A 13,176-nucleotide genomic window follows, 5' to 3' on the forward strand; every position below is an offset into this window, starting at 1 on the left:
AGCCGTTGCAATGGCGACGGACCACCATCTAGGCTAGGATGAACGGTAAGATATTTTGGGCAGGATAGGTTTTGCCGGAGGTGAAAAGCCACGGCGGAACAACGGGATCATCTCGAGGACAACACCATGCGTGTGGCGGCAGGACTGATTTTGGCAGGCGCGATCTCTGTTGCGCTGACAGGCGCGGCTTGGTCGCAAGCCCCGGCTGCGAAACCCGTGGCGGCCACGCAGGCCGCTCCCGCGCCGGCGCCGGCTGTTGCAGCCCCGGCTCCGGCCGCTGCGGCCCCCGCTGCTGCAGCGCCCGCGTCGCAAGCCGCTGCCTTCCCGCCGCCACCGCAACAGGCGCCGCAGCCGGCGCGCGCGGCCTGCAACAATCCGAACGCACTGGGCGTCGCCCGCACCGTGGAGATCGACACCACAGGCGGTCCCGGCTTCGGCTTCGAGCATTTCAAGGAGCTCGACTTCCTGCGCGACAAGGAGGTCGTCCTGACCTTCGACGACGGTCCCTGGCCCCACAACACGCCCGCCGTGCTGAAGGCCCTCGCCGACCAATGCACCACCGGCATCTTCTTCTCGATCGGAAAGCACGCCACTTACGAGCCGGAGCTCCTGAAGCAGGTGTACGCGGCCGGCCACACCATCGGCACTCACACCTGGTCGCACGCCAACCTCAACAACAAGAAGCTGACCGAAGCGCAGCGCAAGGAAGAGATCGAGAAGGGCATCAGCGCCGTGAAGTGGGCGCTCGGCGGCATTTCGCCGGCTGCGTTCTTCCGCTTCCCGGCGCTGCAACATCCGCCGGAGATGGTCACCTATCTCGGCAACCGCAACGTCGCGATCTTCTCCTGCGACATCGACTCCTTCGACTTCAAGGCCTCGAAGCCCGAGAAGGTGATCGAGACCGTGATGAAGAAGCTCGAGAACAAGGGCAAGGGCATCATTCTGATGCACGACTTCCAGAAGCACACGGCGGAAGCCCTGCCCGAGCTGCTGAACCGCCTCAAGGCCGGCGGCTACAAGGTGGTGGCGATGCGCGCCAAGGCGCCGGTCGCCTCGCTCCCCGAATACGACCAGGAGCTGATGAAGGACGTCAAGCTGCCGACGGTGAGCACGCGTCCGGTCAGTTCCGTGGTGACGACCGTTTCCGAATAGTCGTCGCTTGACGTTCCATTTCGAAGGCTACGTCATCGTCTCGGCGGACGGCATGCTTGCCGACGCCAGCCGCGTCATGCCCGACAGCCTGAAGTTCGAAGGCGACAAGCTGTTCTTCGAGCAGGCGCTCGATGGCGCCGCGCTGATCGTGCACGGCCGCAACTCGTACGAACAGCAGACGAACTCGCCCAAGCGCAAGCGGCTGATCGCCACCCGCAAGATCAAGGCCCTCACCGTCGATCCGGAGATGCCAAACGCGACGCTGTGGAATCCGGAGCATGCGAGCTTCGAGGATGCCTGCGCCTTTGCCGATGTCGCGGCGGGACGGGTCGCCGTCATCGGCGGCCCCGTCGTGTTCGAGATGTTCATGCACCGCTACGACACGTTCTGGCTCTCGGAAGCCCCGCATGTGCGGCTGCCCGGCGGCGAAGGCTGTTTCGTCGATGTGCCCAGGCGGACTCCGCACGAGGTGCTGGCGTCACACGGGTTGGCGCCGGGCACGCCTTACATGCTCGACGCCGCGCACGACGTCACCGTCACGCCGTGGCGGCGGGGCTAGCTCCGCCGATCGGCGGCTCAGGGCGTCGGCAGGTGATAGACCAGTGAACCGCGCAGCGTGTGGATCGTGCCGCCCGCGCTCAGGCTGGTGAAGAAGCTGTCCGTCAGATCGTCGCGCGTCTCGACATGCGTCATGCGATATTCGGCGCGGGCCGAGATCCTGTCGCTGAAGAAACGCTCGAAGCCGCCGCCGATCGTGGCGCCGTGATATTCGCGCGCCGGACTGGTGCTCTGAATGGCGCCGAAGAGATCGTAGCTGACGGAACGCGCCGTCGATCCGCTGTAACCGCCGAGCACGTAGACGAGTGTCTCCGGGCTGACGAGATAGCCGGCACGCCCGCCCACGGTCCAGGCCCACTTCACCGAGGCGAGATCCGACGTGATCGTTCCTCCGGCACCGGCGCCCGTCGCCGTAATGCTCGCCCCGCCGTTCGTCGCGACGTCGATCAGGCCAAATGCGCCGATCACCCATTTCGGTGCGATCTGACGATCGTAGCCGATGGTGAAGGTGCCGCCGACATCGGCGCCACCAAGGCCCGCCGCGTTGAAGTCCAGAATGCCAGGAGCCGAGGCCGCAACATGGGGCGTGATGGCGTCACCGCCTATGCCGGCGCCGACATAGACACCGGTCCACGCCGGATTGAGCGCCGGTGCTGCCGCAGTCGTCGCGGCACCGCCAAACTGGCCGAAGCGGTAGGCCGCGCCGATCCGGATCACATGTTCCGACAGATCGGTGGTCCAGACCGCGCCGAGTGGATCGACCGTGGTGTTGTGGCCAAGCCCGACATAGCGATACTCGCCACGCAGCGACCAATTGTTGGCGAGGCGATACTCCGCGCCTGCACCCACCGTATAGCCGTACGCGGTCAGTGCGGGCTCCTGCACGGTGAACGACGGGCCGCCGCCGAGCACCGCGTAATTGAGATTCCAGTCATTGATGCGCATCTGGCTGTAACCAGCGAGGCCATAGAGCAGGATATCGGGCGTCGCCAGAAATCCGGCACGACCGCCGATGGTCCAGCCCTGGTCGAGCGACGGCATGGCCGCCGTGAGGGTCTGCCCGAAGCCAGCCCCGCCCACGTTCACGGTCGTCCGCTGCCGCGACCAGTCGTAATCGACGAAGCCGCCGACCACGAAGCGCGTCGCAACCTGGACGTCGAAGCCGGCGAACGCGGACAATCCGAGATCGGCGCCCTGCAAGCCGTCGAGGCTGAAGAGCGAAGGGCCGCCGCCGAGCGGCGCCAGGTTCGACTGCCCCGACGCGAAGTCGAAGCCAAGTCCTGCGCCGACATAGAACTGGGTCCAGTTCGCCGCGGGCGCCAATTGCGGCGGCGCCTTCACGGGCAGGTCGGCAGCATCGGCCGCCGTGACGGCAAGGGCTGCGGCATGCGCGGCTCCCAGAACAACCACCGCACCCGCCATCAGTCGCTTCGAATGAACCAAGTCCCGCCCCCGAATACGCCATGCCGGTCGAGCCCATCCAACCGGTCGACTGGTCGTATTCGGTTCCGGCAGAGTCCGACAAGGCTAGAAAGGTGCGCTCGGTCCAGCGGCCGCGATTTTGTAGAACCGCTGTGATCTCAAAGCCATAACGTGTGAATGAGGGTTCACGCCACGCGCACTCGCGCGTGCAGAAACGCCTGTCCGGCTAGACGTCGCCGTAGGCGGTTTCGGCCGACCGCGTGGCGCGGCCATACCCCATGATCATGAACAGCGCGCCGATGATCGAGAGATTCTTCAGCGCGTCGACCACCATCGCCGCATTGTCGGGCGCCGCCTGATTCCAGAAATCGGAGAACAGGACGGTCGAGACCGCCACGTAGATGACCATCAGCAGAGCGAAGAAACGCGCACCGAAATTCAGCGCGATCATCAACCCCGCTATGATCTCGAGCCCGCCGGCCGCGATCGCCAGCAGCTGCGGCGTCGTCATCGCGGTCGCCGTCTCGACCTGCTTGGCATAGGGCGCGATCGCATCGGGCACCACGATCTTGCCAGCGATGAAATCGGCCGTCGCCTGGAGGGGAAAGAACTTGGTCGCGCCCGTGTAGATGAACAGAACGGCGAACAGGATTCGCCCGAAAGTCACGAACGCTGGCATGATCGGCCTCTTGGCAAAACGCTGAGCACGGGACGCACAAGGATTATGAAGAGTCCGTTCGCGGTTTACAAACGGGGAAATGGAAAACCGCAAGTTATTCAAAAGCGGCGGAGCGCCTCTTCCCCTCTCCCCCTACAAGGTCCCTACAAGGGGAGAAGGATTTGCACTTCCGATGACGCTTCCGTTCTACGTAAACAACGTCGGCTGCTGCCGGGCCGCGCGCTCCTGCGCTTCGACCACGGCGACCGCCGTCATGTTGAGGATGCCGCGCGCGGTCACCGAGGGGGTGAGGATGTGCGCGGTCCGCGCCGGGCCGATCAGGATCGGACCGACGGGGAGCGCGTCCGCCAGCGACTTGATCATCTGATAGGCGACGTTGGCGGTATCCAGGCTCGGCATGATCATGATGTTGGCCTCGCCCTCGAGCTTGGAGTGCGGCAGCACCATGCGGCGCGCCGCAGCCGACAGCGCGGTGTCGCCCTGCATCTCGCCGTCGGCCTCGATCTCCGGATGCTTCTCCTTCAACAGCTGGGTCGCCCGGCGCATCTTGCGCGAGGAGTCGGTGTCGTAGCTGCCGAAATCGGAATGCGAGACGAAGGCGATCTTCGGCTTGATGGTGAAGCGCTGGACGTGGACGGCGGCCAGCGAAGCGATCTCGGCCAGCTCTTCCGCGCTCGGATTGGGCCTCACTTGCGTATCTGCGATGAAGAACGCGCCCTTGCTGGTGATCAGCAGCGCCAGGGCGGCGTAGTCGCTGACGCCAGGCGAGAAGCCGACGATCTCGCGGACATGACGCAGATGGCTCATGTAGCGGCCCTCGACGCCGCAGAGCATCGCATCCGCCTCCCCGCGCGTCACCGCGAGCGCCGCGATGACAGTGTTGTTGGTGCGCACCACCGTCCGCGCCGCATCCGGCGTCACGCCGCGGCGGCCGGCGACCTCGACATAGGACTGCACGTAGGAGCGGTAACGCGGATCGTCCTCGGGATTGACGAGGTCGAAATCCTTGCCCGCCTTGATCGACAGGCCGAAGCGCTTGATGCGCGCCTCCACCACCGAGGGACGCCCGACCAGGATCGGCGTCGCCAGCTTCTCCTCGAGCACCACTTGCGTGGCGCGCAGCACGCGCTCGTCCTCGCCTTCGGCGTAGATCACGCGAACCGGCTGGGTCTTTGCTTTCGCGAACATCGGCTTCATGACGAGGCCGGAGCGGAAGGCGAAGCGCTCGAGCAGCGCGGTGTATTCGTCGAAATTGGTGATGGGGCGCGTCGCGACGCCCGACTCCATCGCAGCCTTTGCCACGGCGGGCGCGATGCGGAGAATCAAACGCGGATCAAAGGGACTGGGGATCAGCGAGCCCGGGCCAAAACCCTGCGTCTCGCCGGTGTCAAAGCCCTGCGCGACCGCATCGGACGGCGCCTCGCGCGCGAGCTGCGCGATGGCCTCGACGGCGGCGTGCTTCATCTCCTCGTTGATGGCGCTGGCGCCGACGTCGAGCGCGCCGCGGAAGATGAAGGGGAAGCAGAGGACGTTGTTGACCTGGTTCGGGTAGTCGGAGCGGCCGGTGCAGATCATCGCGTCGGGACGCACCTTGCGCGCCTCCTCCGGCATGATCTCCGGGGTCGGGTTGGCGAGCGCCATGATGAGCGGCTTCTCGCCCATCGACTTGGCCATCTCGGGCTTGAGCACACCGGGGGCCGACAGGCCGATGAAGATGTCGGCGCCGCCGATGACGTCGCCGAGCGTGCGCTTGTCGGTCTTCTGCGCGTAGACCGCCTTCCAGCGGTCCATCGAGGTGTTGCGCCCCTCGTGCACGAGGCCATCGATGTCGCAGACCCAGATGTTCTTGCGCTGCGCACCCATCGACACCAGCAGGTTGAGCGTCGCGATCGCCGCGGCCCCTGCCCCCGACGCCACGATCTTGACGTCGGACAGCTTCTTGCCGTTCAGGCGGAGGCCATTGGTGATGGCGGCGGCGACGATGATGGCGGTGCCGTGCTGATCGTCATGGAAGACCGGGATCTTCATGCGCTCCTTCAGCCGCGCCTCGATCTCGAAGCACTCCGGTCCGCGGATGTCTTCGAGATTGATGCCGCCGAAGGTCGGCTCGAGCGCCGCAACCGTCTCGACCACGCGGTCGATGGTGTCGGCGGCGATTTCGATGTCGAACACGTCGATGCCGGCGAATTTCTTGAACAGGACGGCCTTGCCCTCCATCACCGGCTTGGAGGCCAGCGGGCCGATATTGCCGAGGCCGAGCACCGCGGTGCCGTTGGAGACCACGGCGACCAGATTGGCGCGCGTCGTCAGGGTCGCGGCTTCCGCCGGGTTCTTGGCGATCTCGGTACAGGCGGCGGCAACGCCCGGGGAATAGGCAAGCGCGAGGTCGCGCTGGTTGGCGAGCGGCTTGCTCGCCTGGATCTCGAGCTTTCCGGGGCGCGGCAGACGGTGATAGGCCAGCGCCGCCTGGTGGAGATCATCGGAATAGGACGACATGCGGTCTCTTGCCTCGCGTTACCGGCCTCAAAATGCATCATCCGGAGCAGCCTTCCAAGCGGTTGGTATTTCCGGGTCGTGGAAACCGGATCAAGCACGGCCGAAGGCCCGGTGGCAACATCCGATTGCGCCCCCATCAACAGGGCGCACTGTCAAACACCTGATAGCGCTAGCTTTGCCTGGGCCTTGCGACGCTCCCCGAAGGTGGCAGCTTGCGCAGCGCACAATGAGCAACGGAGAACGAGGACGAGTCACGCTGCCGGGCGACCGAAGCGTCGCTGATGCAGATCATGCAGCTCCTGCAATCCGACCCGCAGAACGCGCTGGCGCAATTCAGGATCGAGGCATCGACGGGGTTGCAGGAAGATAGCGAACCCTCGTGTCCCGGACGCGCTGCAACGCGCAAGCGTTGTTGCGCAGCGTCCGGAGCACGAGATCACTTCTGCGGCAGGTTCACCCGCACATGCAGCTCGCGAAGCTGCTTGGTCGTCGCTTCCGACGGCGCGCCCATCAAGAGGTCGGCATATTGCTGGTTCATCGGGAACAGCGATATCTCGCGCAGATTGTTGGTGCCGCACAGGAGCATGACGATGCGCTCGAGGCCGGCGGCCATGCCGCCATGCGGCGGTGCCCCGTACTGGAACGCGCGGTACATGCCGCCGAACCGCTCGACGACCTCCTGCTCGCCATAGCCGGCGATCTCGAAGGCCTTCACCATCGCCTCGGGCACATGGTTGCGGATACCGCCCGACGCCATCTCGTAGCCGTTGCAGGCGATGTCGTACTGGAACGCCTTGATGGTCAGCGGATCCTGCGACTTCAGCGCGTCGAGGCCGCCCTGCGGCATCGAGAACGGGTTGTGCGAGAAGTCGACCTTCTTGTTCTCCTCGTCATACTCGTACATCGGGAAGTCGACGATCCAGGCGAACGCGAACTGATCCTTGTCGATCAGGTTCAACTCCTCGCCGACCTTGGTGCGCGCCATGCCGGCGAACTTCCAGAACTTCTCCGGGTCTCCGGCCACGAAGAACGCGGCATCACCCTCCTTGAGATGGAGCTGTTCGCGGATCGCGGCCGTGCGGTCCGGGCCGACATTGTTGGCGAGCGGCCCCGCGCCCTCGCCGCCCTCGCGCCACATGATGTAGCCGAGGCCGGGCTGACCTTCGCCCTGCGCCCACGAGTTCATACGGTCGCAGAAGGCGCGGCTGCCGCCACCCTTGCCCGGGATTGCCCACACCTGGTTCTTCGGGTCTTCGAGCATGCGCGCGAACACCTTGAACCCGGAGCCGCGGAAGTGCTCCGACACGTTCTGCATCTCGATCGGGTTGCGCAGGTCTGGCTTGTCGGTGCCGTATTTACGCAGCGCCTCGGCAAACGGAATCCGCGGCCAGTTTCTGGTGACACGCTTGCCGTTGGCGAACTCCTCGAACACGCCGGTGATGACCGGCTCCATCGCGGCGAACACATCGTCCTGGGTGACGAAGCTCATCTCGACGTCGAGCTGGTAGAACTCCGGCAGACGGTCGGCGCGCGGGTCCTCGTCGCGGAAGCAGGGCGCGATCTGGAAGTAGCGGTCGAAGCCCGACATCATCAACAGCTGCTTGTACTGCTGCGGCGCCTGCGGCAGCGCATAGAACTTGCCGGGATGGATGCGCGACGGCACCACGAAGTCACGCGCGCCCTCCGGCGATGAGGCCGTCAGGATCGGCGTCTGGAATTCGAAGAAGCCCTGCTCCTTCATCCGCTTGCGCAGGGAGTCGACCACCGCGCCGCGCGTCATGATGTTCTGGTGCAGCTTTTCGCGGCGCAAATCGAGGAAGCGGTACTTCAGCCGGATATCCTCAGGATATTCCTGATCGCCGAAAACAGGCAGCGGCAGGTCGCCGGCAGGACCCAGCACCTCGATCTCGCTGACGTAGATCTCGATCTTGCCGGTCGGCAGGTCGTCGTTGTCGGTGCCTTCGGGGCGGCGGCGAACCTTGCCGTCCATCTTGACCACGAATTCCGAACGCAGCTTTTCGGCCAGCGAGAATGCCGGCGAGTCCGGGTCGACCACGCATTGGGTCAGGCCGTAATGGTCGCGCAGGTCGATGAACAGCACGCCGCCATGGTCGCGAACGCGATGAACCCAGCCCGAGAGGCGGATGGTCTCGCCGATGTTGCTCTCGCGGAGCGCGCCGCATGTATGTGACCGGTAGCGATGCATGGTCGTCCCAAAAATCAATGTCGGAGGATACGAATCGGACGGCCTGAAACGACCGGTCCGACGTTGCGGCAGGGTTTACCCGACGAGGCCGGATGCGGCAACCAAGGGAACGGCCTGTTTTGGGGCTTGAAGCGCCCATTTTTGGCCGATTGGGCCCCAAGCCTTTGCCATCAGGCGTTCCCCGCCTATCTTTACCTCCATGACCGTCCATTTCCCCTTCCAGAACTCCTATTCGGCACTGCCGGACAGCTTCTTTGCCCGCGTCGCGCCGACCCCCGTGGCCGCGCCCCGGCTGATCAAGCTGAACCGGCCGCTGGCGGTCCAGCTCGGCCTCGATCCTGATGTGCTGGAGACCCCTGAGGGCGCCGAGATCCTGGCCGGAAAGACGGTTCCCACCGGAGCCGATCCCATCGCCATGGCCTATGCCGGCCACCAGTTCGGGCATTTCGTGCCCCAGCTCGGCGACGGCCGCGCCATCCTGCTCGGCGAGGTCATCGACATCGACGGCATCCGCCGCGACATCCAGCTTAAGGGAAGCGGCCCCACCCCGTTCTCTCGCCGCGGCGACGGCCGCGCGGCGCTCGGACCGGTCTTGCGCGAATACATCGTCAGCGAAGCGATGTTTGCGCTCGGCATTCCGACCACGCGCTCGCTCGCCGCCGTCATCACCGGCGAGCCCGTGATCCGCGAGACCGTGCTGCCCGGCGCCGTGCTGACGCGCGTCGCGTCGAGCCACATCCGCGTCGGCACCTTCCAGTTCTTCGCGGTGCGCCGCGACACCGATGCGATCCGTAGGCTCGCCGACCATGTCATCACCAGGCACTATCCGGATCTGCTTCAGGACGAACGGCCCTATCACGCCCTGCTCGGCGCCGTCGTCGCGCGCCAGGCCGAACTGATCGCGCGCTGGCTGCTGGTCGGCTTCATCCATGGCGTGATGAACACCGACAATTCCTCCATCTCCGGCGAGACGATCGATTACGGCCCGTGTGCTTTCTTGGACGCCTACAACCCCGCGCAGGTCTTCTCGTCGATCGACGAGATGGGCCGCTATGCCTATGCCAACCAGCCGCGCATCGGCTTGTGGAATTTGACGCGGCTCGCCGAATGCCTGCTGCCGCTGTTGTCCGACGACCAGGAAAAGGCCGTCGCGGAAGCCCAGGACATTCTCGGCGCCTTCAGCGAGACGTTCAGCGCCGCCTATCAAGCCGGCCTGCGCAAGAAGGTCGGCCTGTTCACGGAACGCGACGGCGACGAGGCGCTGATCCAGGACCTGCTCGACGCCATGGCCAAGAACCAGGCCGACTTCACCCTCACCTTCCGCAAGCTCGGCGACGCCGCGGCCGATGACGGGGCCGACGTGCGTGCACAGTTCATGGAGCCCGCAGCCTTCGACGAATGGGCTGGACGTTGGCGCGCGCGCATCGCGCTGGAGCCGCAGAGCGCGACCGAGCGGCAAGCCGCGATGCACGCCGTCAATCCGATCTTCATCCCGCGCAACCACCGCGTCGAGGCCGTGATCCAGGCCGCGGTCAACAACGACGACTACGCGCCTTTCGAGGAATTGGTGAAGGTGCTGGCGAGGCCGTATCAGGACCAGCCGGAGTACGCCGCCTACGCCGATCCGCCGCTGCCGGACCAGCGGGTGCTGCAGACGTTCTGCGGGACGTGACGGTCAGCCACCAGAAGCATCATCACCACTCAAAATCAAGCGCAAGCCGCCAATACGGACCCACTCGACGATTCCGTAATCATCAAGGTCTCGCCGGTCCGATCCAGCGCCACGTTGGTGCAGGTCTGCCCGGTGCATGATTTGATCCGTGCGATGCACTCCCCGTTCGGCGCCAGCACGAAGACATGGCCAAGCGAGGCATGCGCAACGAACAGGCGCCCGGCGCGATCCATTGTAAGCCCATCCGGCCCGCTGGTGCCGAAGAACGAGGCGAAGCGCCCGACCTTGGCGACGCCGCCGTCGCGCATCAGCGGCACGCGCCAGACGCTGTTGTCGCGCGTCATCGCGACGAACAGCACCGCCTCATCCGGGCTCAACACAAGCCCGTTCGGGCTTGGCCCGTTCGCGATCAGGCAGTCGAGACGGCCGTCCGCGCGCAAGCGAAACACCCGGCCGCTCGGATCATGCAGCCCGGTCTGGCCCTGATCGGTGAAATAGACATCGCCGTTCGAGGCGATGTGCAGGTCGTTGCAGCCTTTGAAGGACTCCGAGTTGCGATGCGCCAGGATTGGCCTGATCGTGCCGCGTCCGGGATCGAGCTCCATGATGCCGTTCATGTAATCTGCCACGAGAATGCGGCCGTCCGGCGCGATCTTCAGGCCGTTCGGCCATCCCCGGTATTCCGTGATCAGAGACCATGCCCCCTCGGGCGCAATCCGGAAGATGCGGCCGAACGGAATGTCGACGACGTACAGATTGCCATTCGCATCGAAGGCCGGCCCTTCGATGAAACTGTCGACGGGATGGCCGCCGCGGTTGGCATCGGCCCAGTCCGAGCGAACGCCGGTGCGACGAAATTCCGCCGGCATCGCCGAAAAGACGCGGCTCTCGAGCCGCCGCGGCGGCGTGTCGAGATACATCATGGCCGTTCGCCGAGCGCGCGGTGCGGCTGCCCCTCATATTTGTAGGCGAACTGCTTCGGCATCGGCCCCTTGTTGCGGTCCTTGCGTCCGGTCTGCTCCCAGGCATGCGCGAGAATGCCGACCGCGCGCGACAGGCAGAACACGCCTCGCGCCAGCGGCGGCGCAAAGCCGAGTTCGCCATAGATGACGGCGGTGGCACCGTCGATGTTCATCGGGATCAGCTTGCCCTTGCGCGCCTGCATCACGCGCTCGATCGCGCGGGCTGCAGCGGCGTAACGGCCACCGACGCTGCCCTCGGTCGCGGCAGCATCCACCAGCGCGAGCAGCGGTGCGGCACGCGGGTCGACCGGATGAAAGCGATGGCCGAAGCCCGGCAGATATTTGCTGCGGGTCGCGGTGAAATGGTCAATGGCCGCGCCAGCCGCTGCATCGATGTCCTCAGTTTCGCTTCGCCGCAACACGTCGTCATAGAGCTCGACCGCCTGCTCGCCGGCGCCGCCATGGACGTCATCGAGCGTGTTGATGGCGGAGGCCATCGCGCCATTGAGCGGCAGGCCGCAGCTCACCGCCATCTGGGCGATCGCAATCGACGGCGCATGCGGGCCATGATCGACGGAGGCGACCAGCGCGGCCTGAAGCAATCGTTCCTGCGCCGCCGTTGGCAACTCCCCGCGCAGCATCAGCCAGATCATCGCCGGAAGGGAGATCCGGCCGATCAGGTCCTGGATCGGATAGCCCCGATAGGCGATGCGCCCAGGCGCGATATCGCAGATCGACGTCCGCCACCAATGCGCGGCCGCTTCCCGCAATGCTGTTTCATCGCTCATGGTGCCCCCCGGTGGCTTGCTCTACCTTCTTTCCTGCGACCGCTCCGCTCGCCACGAGCTGGGCGATGGCCGCCGCGGAGTAGCCGAGTTGCGCGAGCCAGCCTTCGGTGTCGGCGCCGAGCTCGGGCGGCAACGTCGGCACCGGAAACTCCTCGCCGAGCCGGAAGCCCGGCCGCGTGATCCGCAGCGGTTTTCCCTCGTCCGGATCTGCCGGCAATGCTTCGACAAATCGACGCTCGAGCAACTGCGGCTGGGTGAGGATTTGCGGCACCGTCAGCACGCAGCCTGCAGGCACGCCGGCCGCGTTGAGCTCGCGCTCCCAATCCTCCGCCGCCTTCGCGCCCAGCGCATCGTTCAGCGCTACGTTCAGGGCCGCGCGGTTGGCCTTGCGCGTCTCGCGTCTGGCGAAGCGTGGATCGGTCGCGAGCTCGGGCCGGCCGACCAGATCGCACAAAGTCTGAAACTGCTTCTGCTCGTTGGCTGCGATGTTGAGCGGCCCCGTCGCGGTCCTGAACGTGCCGGAGGGCGCGGCGGTGAAGTTCTCGTTGCCCATCGGCTCCGGTTCGACGCCGGCGTTGAGGTGGTTGGAAACCACCCAGCCCATCGCAGCGACGGTGGCTTCCAGCAGCGACACGTCGATGAAGCGGCCGCGGCCGGTTTGCCGCTGATCGACCAGCGCAGAACTGATGGCAAAGGCCGCGGTCAGCCCGGCGATGGTATCGGAGATCGGAAATCCCGTGCGCAGCGGCGCGGATTGCGCATCGCCCGTCACGCTCATCGCACCCGACAGGCCCTGCACGATCTGGTCATAGGCCGGCCTCTTCGCCCATGGCCCGGTCTGGCCGAAGCCCGAGATCGCGCAATAGACCAGCCGCGGATTGTGCCGGCTCAGCACGTCATAACCGAGGCCGAGCCGCTCCATCACCTTGGGTCGAAAATTCTCCAGAACGACGTCTGCCTTGGCGACGAAGCGCAGGAACACCTCCTTCCCCGCCTCCGACTTCAGATCGAGCGCAACCGATTGCTTGCCGGCGTTGACGGCGACGAAGGACAGGCCCTGGAGCCGCTCCGCCCGCTTCGGGTCGGCGCCGAGGCGTCGCGCCAGGTCACCGCCATCAGGTTTCTCGATCTTGATCACCTCGGCGCCGAGGCGCGCGAGATGGTAGCCGCAGAACGGACCCGCCAGCACGTTGGACAGGTCGAGCACGCGGATGCCGGTGAGCGGCAAGGACATTCCGGTT

General features: G+C 65.6%; 10 protein-coding genes. 3 read left to right on the forward strand and 7 right to left on the reverse strand.

Features of this window, described 5'->3' with window-relative positions; genetic code table 11:
- The first annotated feature begins 126 nt into the window (after positions 1-126).
- Both QY049_RS05135 and QY049_RS05140 read left to right on the forward strand, forming a co-directional pair.
- On the forward strand, positions 127-1,152 hold the full coding sequence (locus QY049_RS05135; protein WP_301269136.1) for a polysaccharide deacetylase family protein: 1,026 nt from the start codon (positions 127-129) through the stop codon (positions 1,150-1,152).
- Between the two features lie 7 nt (positions 1,153-1,159).
- Positions 1,160-1,711, forward strand: a complete 552-nt coding sequence (locus QY049_RS05140) for a dihydrofolate reductase (RefSeq protein WP_194476232.1) — start codon at positions 1,160-1,162, stop codon at positions 1,709-1,711.
- A gap of 17 nt (positions 1,712-1,728) precedes the next feature.
- Here QY049_RS05140 and QY049_RS05145 read toward each other — a convergent pair whose 3' ends face one another.
- The 4 genes from QY049_RS05145 to aspS form a co-directional block, all read right to left on the reverse strand.
- Positions 1,729-3,153, reverse strand: a complete 1,425-nt coding sequence (locus QY049_RS05145) for an outer membrane protein (RefSeq protein ID WP_301269137.1) — start codon at positions 3,151-3,153, stop codon at positions 1,729-1,731.
- Between the two features lie 205 nt (positions 3,154-3,358).
- Complete coding sequence (locus QY049_RS05150; RefSeq protein WP_194476234.1) at positions 3,359-3,811, reverse strand: DoxX family protein; 453 nt, start codon at positions 3,809-3,811, stop codon at positions 3,359-3,361.
- A gap of 186 nt (positions 3,812-3,997) precedes the next feature.
- Entirely contained in the window at positions 3,998-6,307 is a 2,310-nt protein-coding gene (locus QY049_RS05155; RefSeq protein WP_194476235.1) for an NADP-dependent malic enzyme, read from the reverse strand.
- Between the two features lie 436 nt (positions 6,308-6,743).
- Entirely contained in the window at positions 6,744-8,513 is a 1,770-nt protein-coding gene (aspS, locus tag QY049_RS05160) for an aspartate--tRNA ligase (RefSeq protein ID WP_301269138.1), read from the reverse strand.
- A gap of 199 nt (positions 8,514-8,712) precedes the next feature.
- On the opposite strand from aspS, the gene QY049_RS05165 reads away from it, so the two are divergent.
- Positions 8,713-10,185, forward strand: a complete 1,473-nt coding sequence (locus tag QY049_RS05165) for a YdiU family protein (protein ID WP_301269139.1) — start codon at positions 8,713-8,715, stop codon at positions 10,183-10,185.
- Positions 10,186-10,220: 35 nt separating this feature from the next.
- Here the strand turns inward: QY049_RS05165 and QY049_RS05170 are convergent, their stop codons facing one another.
- Genes QY049_RS05170 through QY049_RS05180 form a run of 3 tightly spaced genes read right to left on the reverse strand, consistent with a single transcriptional unit; the run spans position 10,221 to position 13,169 of the window.
- The gene (locus QY049_RS05170; RefSeq protein ID WP_301269140.1) at positions 10,221-11,108 is read right to left on the reverse strand and encodes an SMP-30/gluconolactonase/LRE family protein; all 888 of its coding nucleotides are present in this window, start codon (positions 11,106-11,108) and stop codon (positions 10,221-10,223) included.
- A complete protein-coding gene (locus QY049_RS05175) occupies positions 11,105-11,935 on the reverse strand; it encodes a citryl-CoA lyase (protein WP_301269141.1) in 831 nt (276 codons plus the stop codon). Before QY049_RS05175 ends, QY049_RS05170 begins: the two co-directional genes overlap by 4 nt.
- A complete protein-coding gene (locus QY049_RS05180; RefSeq protein WP_301269142.1) occupies positions 11,925-13,169 on the reverse strand; it encodes a CaiB/BaiF CoA-transferase family protein in 1,245 nt (414 codons plus the stop codon). The genes QY049_RS05175 and QY049_RS05180 overlap by 11 nt, the downstream gene beginning before the upstream one ends.
- Positions 13,170-13,176 lie beyond the last annotated feature (7 nt).

Source organism: Bradyrhizobium sp. WYCCWR 13022 (genome assembly GCF_030435535.1).
In the GTDB taxonomy this organism is placed as follows: domain Bacteria; phylum Pseudomonadota; class Alphaproteobacteria; order Rhizobiales; family Xanthobacteraceae; genus Bradyrhizobium.